Raw genomic sequence first — 15,463 nt, 5'->3', positions numbered from 1 at the left:
CTTGCATCAAAAACGTCAGCGGAGCTGACCAAACTTAAAAACCGACTTTATTAAAAGCCAGAGTGGAATAGCTTATTAATAAAGCTATTGCTAAGTTCAGGGCAGCGAACCAAGGATAGAAGCAAATGGAGTAATCCTTTTACAAGCCTGATCTTTGGCCGGAACTCAAACTGTAGCAGTTCAAAATTAAAGCACTTCGGCATGGCGAGTTCAAGCGCATTCAGACTAATTTGGAAATAATCTTTGCTTTTATTCAACAGAATGGCGAGCAGTTATCTGCTTCAGGGATTATCGCTGTTGCTGTTGGGGTGTTCAGGTGATTTACGGGCTATTTTTTCGTGCAAAATAATAGCAATAATAATCACCAGAATACCGCTGACCATGACCTGACGCTTCACCTCGGCAAACTCATAACCTTGCTTCGCCAACTGGTAACACGCCAGCCCCCAGGCGGCTGCACTGAAGTATCCCCAACGCTGCCGACGATAGACACCATAAATAATTGCCGCCGTTACCAGCGCCAGAAAAAAGCCGTACAAATTTACAAATGACAAAAAGCCGGTCAGAGAAACCGTCAGTATCAGCAGTAAAAAAATTTCCAGAAAGCGAACCCAGCCAGCCATAATATTATTCCAACAATATGTTACTTATTTACACACCCTGCGGATGATGTCATTGATAAAAAAATCGACACTGCTTTGTAAAAGTTGACGCCCGCGCTAGCGACAGAAAACAATCAGTATCAGGCGCAACTTTGTGCACCGGTTTCAGGCATCCGATCCGTTACTGCCACCACGCCCTTTCCATCCCTGATATTTGCGATGCACACCGCGTGTCAGTGCTTGCGAATAATCTTCCAGCAAGTCGACACCAAAAAGTACAAACACGATCACCAGCGAAATTTTAACGGCGGTTGCCGGAAACCCGGTGGCGATACAAACACCAATCGCCGCCAGCACCCAGATGGTGGCTGCCGAAGTTACACCCAGCACCACACCATCGCGGGACAACATCACACCGGCGCCGAGAAAACCGATACCGGTAATAACCTGTCCGATAATTCGCGAAGGATCGGTTACGTCATTTTGCAAATGCATTGACGTAGCGATAAAGAAATAGGTTCCCAGCGTAATTAGTGATGCCGTACGAATGCCCACCGGTTTGCCGCGCAATTGCCGCTCAAAACCGATAATAAAACCACACAACAATGCCACACCCACTGAATGCCATTCAAAAGGGTAGATCCGCAACACGTCATTGAGAATCACGCAACGCTCCTGTCGGCCCGCTTAACCGGTTACCTGACGCACGATAAATTTTTTCAACAAAGGCACGGTGGCGAACATCCGTAAACCGGTATTGCGCAACCAGGTAACGCCCGGTGATTTTTGACCAAACAAACGTTTGAAACCTTCCATCGCTGTCATCATGGTGAGATTGTCTGCAAGGCGTTGCCGCTGATAACGACGCAAGATGGAAAGATCCTGCAGGGGAATACCGCGTTGCAGCGCGCGCTCAATTTCAGCGGCAAGCGCAACCACATCCTGAAAACCGAGATTGACGCCCTGCCCGGCCAGCGGGTGAATACTGTGTGCCGCATCGCCAATCAGTACGATGCCCGGTTGAAAATATTGCTGCGCGTGACGCTGACGCAGTGGAATGCAATAACGCTCGACTACCGATTGCACCTCGCCCAAACGGTATTCAAAAGCACGCCCCAGTGCTGCGCAAAAAGCGTCATCCGAAAGCGCCATCAGGTCCGTCGCCAAATCGCTGTCAGCAGACCAGACAATGGAACAGTAGCGGCTGTTATTGCCATTGCGCAAGGGTAAAAAAGCCAGCGGACCGCGACTGGTAAAACGCTGCCAGGCGGTGAACTGATGCGATTGACTGACCGCAACGGTAGTCACAATGGCCTGCTGTTGATAGTCCCATTCGCGGGTAGCAAAACCGGCCATGTCGCGCACACCGGATTGCGCACCATCGGCGGCAATCAACAAACGGGTAACCAGTTCACGACCATCATCCAAGGTTATACGAGTAAATGCTTCACCACGGGTCGGGTCACTTTTTTGCAGGCTAACAAGACGCACCGGATGCAAAAATTCAATATTACTGCAGGCCTGCATCTGTGCATGTAACGCTCGCACAACCACAGAGTTTTCAACAATATGCCCCAGGTAAGGCAAGCGGACTTCATCACAAGCAAACTGAATACCGGCGTTACCTTCGCCATCCCAGACCGCCATATCGGTGTATACGCAGGCACGCTCATTGAGAATATTGTCCCAGCAATCAAGCAGGCTCAGCAGTTGATCGGAGCGGGGCGTGAGCGCAACCACTCGCGGATCAAACACATCGCCCTGGTAATCGGCTGCCGCAGGCGCTGCGTCAATAACGGCAATACGCAGCGATGCCGCTTCCGGTAACCTGGCAATCGCACAAGCCATGGCGGCGCCGTTCATACCGGCACCGGCAATGATCACATCATAGGTCGGTTGCATCAGCTGCCTCCTGTATTGCCATGCGTTGCCAGCGCGGTGCGCGCCCTGCGGTACCCATTGCCCGGGCAGCAAAATATTGTTCAAGGCCCGGCACACCCGCCAAACTTAAAAAGCCGAGATGCCGCAAGGTAACGTAAAGGGGATGCCGGGTAGAAAACCATTTCACCAGTTTGTCGCTGGCATCAATAGTGATCGACTGATCCTGTTGCTGACGTTGCAAATAGTGCCTGAGCACCGCCAGATCGCCCGGTGATTGCTGGCGTTCCCGCGCTTCTTTCAACACCTCGGTCAACATCACACAGTCGCGTACTGCCAGGTTCAATCCCTGGCCGGCAACCGGGTGCAAAAAGTGGGCGGCGTTACCGACCAGCACCAACCCCTGGCGAATTTGCTCCTGAGCAATCCGCAATTGCAAAGGAAAGGCCACCCGCCGACCAACGTGAGTAAAGCGTCCGGCCCGGGTACCAAAACGTTGTTGTAACGCCGTCAGAAAATCTGCATCCGGCGCATTCAACCAGAGCTCGGCATCCGCTGCTGGCAACGTCCAGATAAGCGCTGCCCGCTTGCCACGCGCGCCGTCCAACGGCAACAGCGCCATAGGACCAAAGTCGGTAAAGCGCTCCCAGGCAACGCCCTGATGCGGATGCGTAAAGGTGACGTTGGCAATAATGGCGGTTTGCGCGTAATCCTGCTGCTGCACCTGAATGCCCAGCGAGCGCCGCAACGGCGAGTCACCACCATCCGCCACCACTGCTAACGCCGCCGTGAGGGTGATGGTTTTTTCCTGCTGTTGAAGTTGCAGGCACATACCGCCGGCAACCGGCGTTACCGATGCCACACGGGTAGCGTCAAACAGAGTGATATGGGTTTGCGCCAGCAGAAAACCGGCCAGCACACGCCCGAGCGTGTGGTTCTCGATCACATAACCCAGCGCCTCGACCTGATGATCCTCGGCACTTAAACGAGTGCCGGGAAAACGACCCCGGTCAGAAACGTGAATGGTGCGGATAGGTGTCGCGTGAGATTCCAGCAAATGCCAGAGTTGCAGTTGCCGCAGAATATCTACCGTGCCGAACGACAGCGCGGTAGAGCGGGCATCGCCTCCGGCAGCCGAATCCGTTGTGGTCTGCTGCGCCTGCTGCCAGAGAGAACCGGCTTCAATCAGGGCAACCCGCCAACCGCAACGGCTGGCAGCCAGCAATGCGGCCAAGGTGCCACCGACATGACCGCCTCCAACAATGGCGATATCAACATCCAGCTGCGCTTGTGTCATAGATTCATCCACCACAAACCGCCGACAGCATTCAGGCGGGCGCCATTACGGCTTCAATATCTGCAACGGTTTTGGGAACGCCGCTGGTAATCACTTCGTGGCCGTCTTTGGTGACAACCACATTATCTTCAATACGAATACCGATACCGCGCCATTTTTTGGCCACCTTATCGTTATCCGGCGAGACATAAATACCCGGTTCAATGGTCAGCACCATGCCCGGTTCCAGCACCCGCCAGACGCCGCCGACTTTATAGTCGCCAACATCATGCACATCCATGCCCAGCCAATGCCCGGCGCGGTGCATGTAGAAATCGCGATAGGCTTCCCTGGCGATCAATTCATTAACATCACCGCTTAACAAGCCCAGCGATACCAGCCCGGCAGTGATAACCTGTACCGTCGCATTGTGCGGATCGTTCCAGTGATTACCGGGTTTCACCGCAGCAATTGCCGCTTCCTGAGCGGCCAGCACCAGCTCATAGAGCGCTTTTTGTTCGATGCTGAATTTGCCATTTACCGGGAAGGTGCGGGTGATATCCGAGGCGTAATAATCCAGTTCGCAGCCGGCATCAATCAATACCAGATCACCGTTTTTCAAGGCCGCATTGTTTTCCACATAATGAAGAATACAGCCGTTGCGTCCACCGCCCACAATGGTGTTGTAGGCAGGCGCTCGCGCACCGTTCATGCCGAATTCATGCATGATTTCTGCCTCGAGCTGATATTCCATTAAACCGGGCTTGCACAGTTGCATGGCTCGCACATGGGCACGGGCGGTGATATTTCCAGCCTCACGCATTACGCGCAACTCGGCGGCGCTTTTAAACAGGCGCATATCGTGTAAAAGATGATTGAGATCAAGAAACTCGCCCGGCGGCGTGGCACCGGAGCGTACCTTGGCGCGGATGGTATTAACCCAATCCATCACCTGGCGATCAAATTCGTTGTCTTTACCCATGGCATAATAGACGCGCTCGCGACCTTCAATCAGGCCCGGCAAAATATCGTCGATATCATCAATAGGAAAAGCGTCGTCGGCTTCGTATTCGGCACAGGCGCCTTCCGGCCCGGCGCGGTAACCATCCCAGATCTCCCGCTCGCGATCGCGGTCGCGCACAAACATCACGAACTCGCCATGCTCCCGTCCGGGAATCAGCACCAGCACCGTACGCGGCTCGGTAAAACCGGACAGATAGTAGAGATCGCTATCCTGACGGTAGGGGTAATCGGTATCGCGGCTGCGCACTTTTTCGGCCGATGCCGGAATGATCGCGATACTGTTCGGCTCCATCTGGGACATCAGTGTCTTGCGACGGCGGGCAAATTCCTGTCGGGTAATGGTCATGGCTAATCCGTCAAATCAACTTAATGAAGCACCGGCGGGTTCAAATTTTGTGCAGGAGGCGGGAGCGGCTCGGGGGAGAATTCGTAAAACAGTGAGGTGGCCGCCATACGGACGTATTCGGTAACCTCCATATAATCGTGCTCGTCTTCCTCTTCGTCATCGGCGGTGATATGCACGATAGCGGCCAGATCCTGCAAGGTATCCCGCGCGTCTTCCGACAGTTCGTTGCGCGCACCGGTAGTACCAAAGCCGGTAAGAAAACCGTGACACCATTGCCCCAGTGCAGCAATGCGCTCGACCATGTCGCTTTCATCATCAGGCAACATCAAACGCAAGCCGAACTCGCTGTGCAGCTGCAGCCGTGTTGCATGAAACAAACGGGTCAGCAAATGGCGCACTTTTTCATCCGGTGCACTGGTAAAATCCAGAAACTCAACCGCTTCCAACAGCCAGCTGACTTCGGTCAGGTTGGCGCCGCCACATAACTTGCCGCACAGCAGACCTTGCAGCTCGGAAGGGCTGTTCACTGTGCCGAGCGGCAACAAGGTGTTGGATAATTCGTCAAAGGAAACAGAAGGAAGGGGTTGATCGGGCATGGAAACCTCACAAAATGTTTGCGGCAATGCTATCACGATTACCGCAGCAACACCGGTTGGAAACTTTTCGTCTGTAGCCACATTATAAAAACTGCTTTTACAGCCAGTAGATAGATACGTTTTTCTCGAAACAACCTGAATAATTTTGCACAAACATTGACCCCCTGCGGAGGTCACAATATAGTACTCCCTGCTCTATCACATGGCTATAAATCTCATGTCTGACGATCTTTTACGCGCACTTGAAAACAAAATGGACCAATTGATCCATCGTTGTCACCAGTTGCAACAGGAAAATGCTGAACTGAAAGCCCGCGAAGGCGAATGGCAACAGGAACGCACACGCCTGATTGAAAAAAATGAACTGGCGCGCAGTCGCGTTGAGGCCATGATCTCGCACCTGAAGAATCTCGATACCGAGTAAGCCGGAACCCTGCACCTATGAGCAATGAAACCGTTTTTGTAAAAATCCTCGACAAGGAATATCAGGTAGCCTGCCCACGCGAAGAGCGCCAGGCGTTGCAACAATCTGCCCAGCTTCTGGATGAGCGGATGAAAGCGATTCGGAACACCGGTGCAGTTATCGGCCTTGAGCGCATCGCGGTAATGGCGGCGCTGAATTTGAGCCACGAGTTGCTGCAAGCCAAAACGGGCAGCACCGCGGCCAGCAACGAAAATGAATTGCGCCGCCTGCATGAAAAACTTGAGCAGGCTTTAAAAGCCGCTGATTAATTCATTTTCATTCCGGGCGGTTTTTAAACGGAATGCACAAGTTCCAACCGGTTTTATATTTTTTTATAACGTTTCTTTCGGCTTTGATAAATTTTTAATTGAGAACCCTGCGCCAAATAGCGCTATACTGTGTTCAGCCCTGGGATGTTTGCCAGCCGACAAAGTCCTTGAGCCGATAAATGTGTAACCGGCAATACCTCGTTGAGTTTGGTGTGCATGTCCGCCTGACGGAAAGCCTGAAGAACCACTGGTATCGCCACCTTGAGCCTGTCGGTTCAAGGCCCGCTTGGCAGCGGCATCATCGGGGCATTTTTTCTCTTCTTTATTTTTCCCACTTCTTTCCGAATCCTTCATGACGGCGATACTTCCAGCATCTGACTTGTCTCGCAATGATTTGCGCCAGCAACTTCGCCAGCGTCGTAAAGCGCTGACGCCAGCGGAACAACATCAGGCATCTGCTGCGGTATTGCGCCAGCTGATGAAATTTCCATCTTTCCTGCGCAGCCAGCACATTGCTATTTATCTTGCCGGCGATGCAGAGCTGAACCCGGCCGTCATTGCCAGCAAATTGTGGAAGATGAACAAGCAGTGCTATTTACCGGTACTGCACCCGACGCGCCCGCGCGAAATGTGGTTTGTACATTTTTCAGAAAATACGCCACTGAAAACCAACCGCTACGGCATTGGCGAACCTGATCCCTTTCAGAATCACAAACTGCCAGCCAACCTGCTCGATATCGCCTTGCTGCCGCTGGTCGGTTTTGATCGTCAGGGTAATCGGCTGGGCATGGGCGGCGGATTTTATGACACCACCTTTGCCTTCAAGCTTAACCAGCCGGTACGCAAGCCTCATCTGATTGGCCTTGCGCATCACTGCCAGGAAGTGGATGCCCTGGGCGTTGAAGAGTGGGATGTACCTCTCTCCGCCATTGCGACCGATAAAGAATTGATTACCCCCGCCCGATAAACAAAAATTTCTCATCAGAAAAAAGCATTCGCAATTTTTCCTGATGCAAAAATAAAAAAAGCCCGGCAGACCTTTATCGTCTGCCGGGCTTTTTATGCTGCGTTACTCGCTGGCGGTGGGGCGGCTGACAAGATTACCAGCGCGGGAGCGTAACAGCACTTCACCGGCTTCAACGACGCTGGTCTCCTGCCACTCGCGCCAGGTTTTACCCTGATCCACACTGTATTCGATCGCCATACCGGGGAAAGCGGTGTTCGCCAGTAATTTGCCGTTATCACGAATGGCACCGGGTGGCGGCAAGTAAATTTGCACACCGGCACGCACCATGCGCGGCAATTCACGAGCTGCCAGTACAGCGGCGAAACGGCTCCACTCCCGTTGACGCGCATCCGCATCCGGCTTGTCCGATTCCCAGGCTGCTTTATGCCAGGCACGCTCACCGAGTGGAATCAAACGCGGGTAAATCATTTCTTCCAACTGTTCAGAGGTGCGGATGGTTTCTGTCCATACCTGCCCTTGAATACCGAGAATATTTTCCGGTTTTTCCAGCGGTACCAACTCGCGCCCCAGATAGTTTTCGAGATTATCAATATCGGCACCGGAGCGGGTTTTATCCGCATTGGCATACACATGATCGGGCATGTAATTGAAAACTTTTTGCGCATCGGTAAAACGCGCCGCCCAATAATAACCGCGCTCTTCCGGATTCACTTCGTAAGGGTGATCAAAATACAAATGTGTAGCATGGGAAAGAATAACTTCGTAACCGGCGTTTGCCAGACGATAAGCACGGTCGGCCACATCCCATTCCCAAATATTATCCCAGGCATTGGCCAGCACCCGGTCGTTGGCAAATTGGGAGCGGTTGAATGTATTGTTGGCATCATACATCAAACCATCTTCCCAACCGGCGAGAGCCAATTCGCGTTTGCTGGCCAGTGCAGAAACACGACTGACAAACCAGGGCTTGAGATCGGCAACGCCACTGATGCCATCAGTTTTGGCAATAAATTGCTGACAGGCCGGTGATTTTTCCCATGAACCCACACCAACTTCGTCGCCACCCATATGAAAAATGTTCAGTTTGAGCCCCGCCTTGCGGTACATTTGCTGGAGCTCATAAACCACTTTATCAACAAACGCATAAGAAGATTCCATACAGACGTTCATGGAATTATCGGTGTAATTTTGCACCGTCATATAAACCGATTTGTCTTCCGGGTCTGACAATAAAAATTGTTCTGCTTCCGCTTTTTTGCCCTCTTTCATCAGGCGGTTGTAACGAGCTTCCATCGCTTTTACGGCGGCACGCGCATGCCCTGGCATATCAATTTCGGGCACAACTTCGATATGACGTGCAGCGGCAAATTTCAGAATCTCGATGAAATCATCCACCGAATAAAAGCCGTTACCTGAGCCCTCACGGGACGGGCCGGTGCCGAGCTGCGTCAACAAACAATGTTGCTCACTCAAATCAAAACAGCGGAAAGCGCCTATATCAGTCAATTCCGGCAAGCCCGGAATTTCCAAACGCCAGCCTTCATCTTCTGTTAAATGCAGGTGCAACTTGTTCAATTTGTAACGCGACATTTGCTCAATCAAACGCAAGGTAACGTCCTTGCCATGAAAATTTCTGCCCATGTCATAGTGCATGCCGCGCCATTCGGCACGCGGGCTATCCAGTGCTAACAACTGCGGCACCGATACGCTGCCGGCCGGTTCGGCAGGCAATAAACTGAGCAAACTTTGAATACCGTAAAAAGCACCGGCATTATCAGAACCGACAATCGTTATCTGATCAGCCGTAATTTCCAGCGCATAACTTTCCGGCGTTTCAGGGACTTTGTTTTTTCCCAGTTGTTTTCCCACACTCACCTGAATACTACGTGCCTTGCGCTCGACCACACCGGCCTGCAAGGCGAGTGACTGCCCCAGCACATCGGTTAAACGTTGCTGTAAATATTCCGCTTCGTTTTTTACCCGCCCGGCAAAATGAATTTTCCATTGGCCATCAATACGGGTTTGTGACTTTTGATAGGTCACTTGTTTGGGGGTAGGAATAATCGGCGCAGCGGTGTCATTTAATGACCGCGCAATGCGGTTGATATCGAGATTGTCTTCGTAGCGCGATGCCGAGGTGGCCAGCGTAAATAAATCCGGCTCGTCGTGGCGCAATACCTGATTGGTACGCACCAATGGCTCAACAAAGTCACGGATGTTCTCAGTGTCGGTATTGGCAAAAATGGCAGGCTGTAATTTTTCGTAACGAATAAATGCCCGTGGCATAAAATCGTTGTAATTCACCATGGCAGAGGACGGGGAATAAACCACCTCGAGTTGCTCACCGGCTTTCAAACCGGCAAATTGTGCCGTGGGTGTTACCGAGTACAAGTCGCCCTGAATATGGCGGAACTGCAAACCTTTGCTTTGGCCTTCATCACTGGCGATCTTTCTCACCGAGTGAAAATATACCGCCCAGTCGGCAGCACCGGCGGGCAAGGCGATATTGGAGGCGTTGTTTAACATCAGTTTGGCTTTAACGCCGCCATCACCAAAATTTTGCTCAATGCCAAAGCGTAATTCGGCTTCGCTGGCGAAGGCAGCCAGTTGTTGCTGGTTCATGGCCTGGGCTGTGCCCGCCAGTGCCAGTATCAGGATTGCTGGTAAGCCTGACCACTTCATTTTTATGCTCCCGCTTTTTATAGGATGAACTCAATACTGGCCCCCGACAGCGAAATTCGCAACGAGCAGGCCAACAACAAAGACAACGTTGTCCAGCTTACACGAGATTCCAGGAAAACAAACCCCTGAAATGGCTATTTTGCAGCGGCGGCCATCATCAGACGCCCGTGAAATACCCACGCAAGGTCGTAAAAGCTATGTATCAAAACGATTTGGCAAACAAAATGCGGCGAAGATGACGGGGGTAAAGAAAGGTAAAACAGAAAAGAGATCCCCTGCCGCGCCCGGCAGCAGGGGGTTTTTACCGAAGAACCGAATCAGCCGAGGAAGAATTGGTAGGCTTCGTTATCGGTTTCGTTTTTGTAGGGGTAACCCAGCTCATCAAGGAATTGTTTGACTTGGGCGCGCTCCGCTTTGGGCACCTGCATGCCGACAAAAACACGTCCGGCGGCAGAGCCGTGATTGCGGTAATGGAACATGGAGATATTCCAGCGCCCCGCCAAACGGGTCAGAAAGGTGTAGAGGGCGCCTGGCCGCTCGGGGAACTCAAAGCGATAAACCACTTCGTCTTCAACGTTGTGTGCATGACCGCCCACCATATGACGGATGTGCAATTTGGCCAGCTCGTTTTCGGTCATGTCGACCACTTCGTAGCCTTTCTCCTGCAGGTCGGTGAGCAATTCCTGGCGATCAGCACCACCAACACCCACTTGCACACCGACAAAAATTTTGGCGGCGCGCTGATCGGCATAACGGTAGTTGAACTCGGTGATATTGCGTTTGCCGAGCGCCTGACAGAACTCCTTGTAAGCACCCGGACGCTCCGGAATGGTTACCGCCAGAATAGCCTCGCGCTGTTCGCCGAATTCGGTGCGCTCGGAAATGTAACGCAGGCGATCAAAATTGGTGTTGGCACCACTGTCGATCGCAATCAGGGTTTGCCCTTTGCAACCGGTTTGCGCCACGTATTTTTTCAAACCGGCCAGCGCCGTAGCCCCGGCAGGTTCGGCAATAGAACGGGTATCGTCAAAGATATCCTTGATGGCCGCACAGATTTCGTCGGTGTTCACGGTCAGCACATCGTCAATGCTGTTGCGAATGACACGGAAGGTTTCCTGGCCGATTTGCGCCACGGCAATGCCGTCAGCAAAGATGCCCACGTGCGGCAGAGTAACGCGACGGTTTTTATCCATGGCGGCTTTAAGGCAGGCCGACTCGTCAGACTCTACCGCGATCACCTTGATCTCCGGGCGCACGTATTTCACGTAAGCGGAGATACCGGCACAAATGCCACCGCCGCCAACCGGCACAAAAATGGCATCAATGTGGCCGGGAAACTGACGCAAAATTTCCAGCGCGATGGTGCCCTGGCCGGCAATCACATCCGGGTCATCAAACGGATGAATATAGGTAAGCCCTTTTTCTTCCACCAGTTTTTGCGCGTGGGCGGCGGCTTCGTCATAGCTGTCGCCGTGCAACACAACTTTGCCGCCGCGCGCTTTTACCGCGTCCACTTTAATGTTGGGCGTGGTGCGCGGCATGACGATAGTCGCTTTGATGCCGAGGTGTTTTGCCCCCAGCGCAAGACCCTGCGCATGATTTCCTGCCGATGCCGCAATCACGCCTTTGGCACGCTCTTCTTCCGACAGTTGCTGCAGCTTGTTGTAAGCGCCGCGAATTTTGAAGGAGAAAACCGGCTGCAAATCTTCACGTTTGAGCAGCACCCGATTATCCAGCCGCTGCGATAGCGAGCGGGCATCATCCAGCGGCGTTTCTACCGCGAGATCATAGATACGGGCATTGAGAATACGTTTGATATAAGACTCTGGCATACAGGACCTTGTTGGTCAGATCGACGAAAAACAGGAAAAGGCAACTCACCGCTTGCACCGGCAACATCGGGTCAGGGGACGGGGAGGATAAAGCCGAAGGCTGGACCGGGCAGATAATCCGGACGGATCTCTTTTCCGGCGCAACCGGGGATTTCCATTGAGTTGGCTTACATGGTAAACAATTTGCCGGCTGGCCGCATCCATCGTAAGGAAAAAACGTATAATGCGCGCAATTTACAGCTGCCCCGCGGAGATGCGACATGACCCAGGATGAACTGAAACAGGCGGTTGCCCGTGCGGCCGTGGAATACATCAAACCCAAGCTGCACGGCGACGATATTATCGGCGTAGGCACCGGCTCAACCGCCAACTTTTTTATTGATTACCTGGCCAATATCAAAGAGTCTTTTGGTGGTGCGGTAGCCAGCTCGGACGCCTCTGCCGACCGTTTGAGAGAACACGGTATTGAAGTGTTTGATCTGAATAGCGTGGATCAACTGGTGGTGTATGTGGATGGTGCTGATGAGAGCAACCACCATCTTGAATTGATCAAAGGCGGTGGCGCGGCGCTGACCCGCGAAAAAATTGTCGTCGCCGCAGCAAAAGAGTTTGTTTGTATTGCTGACGAGAGCAAGTGGGTTGATGTGCTCGGCCAGTTCCCGCTGCCGGTTGAAGTGATTCCCATGGCACGCTCTTACGTTGCCCGCGAACTGGTGAAGCTGGGCGGTGATCCGGTGTACCGCGAAGGCGTGATTACCGATAACGGCAACGTGATTCTCGATGTGCACAACATGTCGATTATCGATCCGAAAGCGCTGGAAACCGCCATCAACCAGATTACCGGTGTGGTAACCAACGGTCTGTTCGCCCGCCGCGGTGCCGATGTGCTGTTATTGGGCACCGCCGACGGTGTAAGAATGCTTTATCCGAAATATCAGTCCTGATTGTTGGCGCCGCTGTTGTCATCGGCGGCCGATAACTTCTCGACAATCCAGCCTGACAGCGCATCCTGTTGGGCCGGTTTCCACCGGTCCTTGCGGATAGCCCCCGCCCATTGCAACAAATTCACCTGCTCGGATTGACGCCAGTGCGCGGCACTGGATTGCAACGCCAGCTGTTCGCGTCTGGCATGGCTTCGCCATTGCAATTGCCGTGCAAACGCCAGCGCCCGGGCCATCACCACCAACGGAAAATTGGGGTGCTGCACCGGCCCGGCAAATTGCTTTTGCCGGGTGAGTGGTAGCCAGCCAAGCCGTTTGCCGGGTAGTTGTTGCGATGCCCACCAGCCACCCAGCGAACCCAGCACACCACCGGATACCGCGCCTAACATCATGGATGTGCCACCCACCCCCAAATCTACCACCAGCCCGGTAGCGGCACCGGCTGCACCACTTACCAGCACCAATTGCTTTTGCTTTAACCCCCATAAATACCAGGTTTCGGTATTCATGAGTTTGTCATCGCCCAACTCCCATTCGACCTCACGCGCCAGTGATGCCTGACGATGCCCCCACAATGCCAGCAGTTCGCGACAAAATGCGGTTTCGGCATCGTCCAGCTTCTGGCGCAACTTGTCGCCCGCACGGTTAAAGCCCTGCTGATCCAGCAATGTCAGCGGCTCGCGACGCGCCATTTGTTCAATCCAGTAACGCGCCAGACTGTGCGCCATGGCTTCAAGGCGCTGGTGATCGCGCAATACCAGACGTTCGCATAAAGCAGCAACCGGCTTTTGCCAGCCAGGCGCCAGATCGCCCAGCGAGCGCAACAAAGCCAATCGCTGCGCCGGTGTTGCTGTTAACGGGTTGAACAACAAAACCTGCTGAAAAAAACCACTCAACAGTGGCTGCCAGACACTTTGCAGCGTTGCCACCCCCATCGGGTTCATCACCGCCATACGCGGTTGTCCGGTCCATTGCAGAATAGTCATTTCTGCTTCATCGGCCGCGGTGACCGGCTGGCTGGCATCCACTACATACAAGATGCCACTGCCAGCCATGATAGGCGCGAGCAAGGCAACTTCATCGGGGAAGCGCTCGGCATGGCCGGGTTCGGCAAGAAAGGCTCTGACCCGCGCCGGGCGATCGGCATCGGCGTCCGGCGCGGATTGCAACCAGGCCAGCACCTGACGGGAGCGTTGAAAACCGGGCGTATCCGTAAGGCGCAAATACACCGCGCCCTCTACCTGAAACTCGAAACTGTCAGCCTGAATGGTCGTGCCGGATTCAACACTGATGCGCACGCTATCATTTTCCGTCAGCGTCGCCACCAGCGATGATTTCCCTTTGTTAGGGTGACCGACCACGCTCAAATGCGGGATTTTATCCATCAACTTACTTGCTCCAGCCAAACCAGCCCCTGCCGGGCAGCAAACATTTGCCAACTGGCGATGTGACGCTGCGGATCTGTTTGCGGTCCGCTGACAACGCGCAACGCCTGATGGCGAATGCCATCGCTGCGCGCCATGGTGATGAGATCAGCCAATTCCGCCACCGGCGAGCGCTCTGCATTAACCTGCCAGACCAGATGTTCTTGCGGACTTTTCAGCCAATCACGAAATTGCTGTTCGTCACGCTGCCAATCGTTATTACCCAGGCGCAACGCCGCGGCCTCTACACCGGCATCCGCCAGCTCCCAGGTGATCACCGGCACCTGCTGCCAATCCTGTAACGAACGCGCTTGCAATACCGGCTCGGCACCACGATCCACTACCGCCGTACTACCGCTAACCACCGGTACTTTTCTCTTCAGCAACTGTAATCGCAATATTAGAATGCCCGCCAACAGAGACCGTGGCAGCAGGTTGTAAACCAGCATGCTGGCTAATAAAAATGACCACCAGCCACCGGCTAATTGCGGATCAACCGGCGCTGGCTGAATGCGGTAAAAGCGGGTTGCCTCTACCAGCTCCATAGAGGGCAAGGCGGCAGGCCAGAGTTCCCGCCAGGGAAGAGCAAGGCCGCGAGCCAGGTGATAAAGCGGCTCGGGGCCCTGCAACAAAGTGGAGCGCCAGCCAAATGCCAGGTCGGAAAATAGCAGTAAAAAGCCGAAGCCGCACAACAGCCCCAGAGCAGCGATAAGCCACCAGACTTGCAACAACAACGCCATCGACAAGCGCTCTGCAAGGGAGGGGTGCCATTGTGCATGTTGCTGACGCCAGCGGAACAGCCAGGGGCGACGGCGCCCGGTCAAGGCCGGAATCACCGCAAGCAACGAACCCAGTAAAGGCAGCCCGGCCCACAATAACCACACATAAATTACGTTGATGCGCCCCTCGGCAGAATAAGCCAGCCCGGCCGCCGCCATCACAATGCCCAGCACGAAGGCAGCCAGCGCCGTAAGTGGCGTCAGGCGAATTGAAAGTGCAACGGCAGAAGGTGCCGTGGCAAAGGGCCAGCGAAATAAAGACAAGAGGCGCATCCATCATCAGCAAAGGTAAACGCGGATACTACCAGCAGTGTTCGCTCAACAACATGCCCGGCAACCGGGGGCGTTTTATAAAAACCCGGCAACGCCTGCTTGCCGGTTATGC

The 15,463-nt window shown here is 53.6% G+C and carries 14 protein-coding genes and 1 other RNA gene; 5 read left to right on the top strand and 10 right to left on the bottom strand.

The features are described from left to right. Positions 1-281: 281 nt before the first annotated feature. The 6 genes from C4F51_RS02955 to C4F51_RS02930 all read right to left on the bottom strand — a co-directional run bounded on the left by C4F51_RS02955 (position 282) and on the right by C4F51_RS02930 (position 5,802). Positions 282-623, bottom strand: a complete 342-nt coding sequence (locus tag C4F51_RS02955) for a hypothetical protein (protein WP_193907014.1) — start codon at positions 621-623, stop codon at positions 282-284. A gap of 144 nt (positions 624-767) precedes the next feature. After that, complete coding sequence (locus tag C4F51_RS02950; RefSeq protein ID WP_193907012.1) at positions 768-1,268, bottom strand: MgtC/SapB family protein; 501 nt, start codon at positions 1,266-1,268, stop codon at positions 768-770. 21 nt (positions 1,269-1,289) lie between these two features. After that, positions 1,290-2,504: a UbiH/UbiF/VisC/COQ6 family ubiquinone biosynthesis hydroxylase gene (locus C4F51_RS02945; protein ID WP_193907011.1), complete on the bottom strand. Its 1,215-nt coding sequence runs from the start codon at positions 2,502-2,504 to the stop codon at positions 1,290-1,292. Further along, positions 2,488-3,777: a 2-octaprenyl-6-methoxyphenyl hydroxylase gene (ubiH, locus tag C4F51_RS02940; protein ID WP_193907010.1), complete on the bottom strand. Its 1,290-nt coding sequence runs from the start codon at positions 3,775-3,777 to the stop codon at positions 2,488-2,490. The genes C4F51_RS02945 and ubiH overlap by 17 nt, the downstream gene beginning before the upstream one ends. A 31-nt stretch (positions 3,778-3,808) precedes the next feature. Further along, the gene (gene pepP, locus C4F51_RS02935; RefSeq protein ID WP_193907009.1) at positions 3,809-5,125 is read right to left on the bottom strand and encodes a Xaa-Pro aminopeptidase; all 1,317 of its coding nucleotides are present in this window, start codon (positions 5,123-5,125) and stop codon (positions 3,809-3,811) included. Between the two features lie 20 nt (positions 5,126-5,145). Beyond that, entirely contained in the window at positions 5,146-5,802 is a 657-nt protein-coding gene (locus C4F51_RS02930; RefSeq protein ID WP_328701295.1) for a UPF0149 family protein, read from the bottom strand. Between the two features lie 136 nt (positions 5,803-5,938). Here C4F51_RS02930 and C4F51_RS02925 point away from each other — a divergent pair, with 136 nt between their 5' ends. The 4 genes from C4F51_RS02925 (at position 5,939) to C4F51_RS02910 (ending at position 7,420) form a co-directional block, all read left to right on the top strand. Beyond that, the gene (locus C4F51_RS02925) at positions 5,939-6,145 is read left to right on the top strand and encodes a TIGR02449 family protein (RefSeq protein ID WP_193907008.1); all 207 of its coding nucleotides are present in this window, start codon (positions 5,939-5,941) and stop codon (positions 6,143-6,145) included. A gap of 17 nt (positions 6,146-6,162) precedes the next feature. Continuing rightward, complete coding sequence (locus tag C4F51_RS02920) at positions 6,163-6,453, top strand: cell division protein ZapA (RefSeq protein ID WP_193907007.1); 291 nt, start codon at positions 6,163-6,165, stop codon at positions 6,451-6,453. A 133-nt stretch (positions 6,454-6,586) separates the two neighbouring features. Further along, a non-coding RNA gene (gene ssrS / locus C4F51_RS02915) (6S RNA) lies at positions 6,587-6,765 on the top strand. A 40-nt stretch (positions 6,766-6,805) separates the two neighbouring features. Further along, positions 6,806-7,420, top strand: a complete 615-nt coding sequence (locus C4F51_RS02910; RefSeq protein ID WP_193907005.1) for a 5-formyltetrahydrofolate cyclo-ligase — start codon at positions 6,806-6,808, stop codon at positions 7,418-7,420. A gap of 102 nt (positions 7,421-7,522) precedes the next feature. Here C4F51_RS02910 and C4F51_RS02905 read toward each other — a convergent pair whose 3' ends face one another. Then, the gene (locus C4F51_RS02905) at positions 7,523-10,102 is read right to left on the bottom strand and encodes a family 20 glycosylhydrolase (protein ID WP_193907003.1); all 2,580 of its coding nucleotides are present in this window, start codon (positions 10,100-10,102) and stop codon (positions 7,523-7,525) included. 317 nt (positions 10,103-10,419) lie between these two features. Next, positions 10,420-11,934, bottom strand: coding sequence for a threonine ammonia-lyase, biosynthetic (ilvA, locus tag C4F51_RS02900; RefSeq protein ID WP_193907001.1), 1,515 nt, complete (start codon positions 11,932-11,934; stop codon positions 10,420-10,422). 260 nt (positions 11,935-12,194) lie between these two features. On the opposite strand from ilvA, the gene rpiA reads away from it, so the two are divergent. Next, complete coding sequence (gene rpiA, locus C4F51_RS02895) at positions 12,195-12,878, top strand: ribose-5-phosphate isomerase RpiA (protein ID WP_193906999.1); 684 nt, start codon at positions 12,195-12,197, stop codon at positions 12,876-12,878. Here the strand turns inward: rpiA and C4F51_RS02890 are convergent. Both C4F51_RS02890 and C4F51_RS02885 read right to left on the bottom strand, forming a co-directional pair. Then, positions 12,869-14,260, bottom strand: coding sequence for a DUF3482 domain-containing protein (locus C4F51_RS02890; protein ID WP_193906997.1), 1,392 nt, complete (start codon positions 14,258-14,260; stop codon positions 12,869-12,871). The two genes, rpiA and C4F51_RS02890, sit on opposite strands and share 10 nt — an antisense overlap. After that, positions 14,260-15,342, bottom strand: a complete 1,083-nt coding sequence (locus C4F51_RS02885) for a DUF2868 domain-containing protein (RefSeq protein ID WP_193906996.1) — start codon at positions 15,340-15,342, stop codon at positions 14,260-14,262. The genes C4F51_RS02890 and C4F51_RS02885 overlap by 1 nt, the downstream gene beginning before the upstream one ends. Positions 15,343-15,463: the final 121 nt, after the last annotated feature.

Source organism: Cellvibrio polysaccharolyticus, assembly GCF_015182315.1.
Lineage (GTDB): Bacteria > Pseudomonadota > Gammaproteobacteria > Pseudomonadales > Cellvibrionaceae > Cellvibrio > Cellvibrio polysaccharolyticus.
Note: the sequence above shows the minus strand (reverse complement) of the source record. Positions and strands in the feature narration are given on the sequence as shown.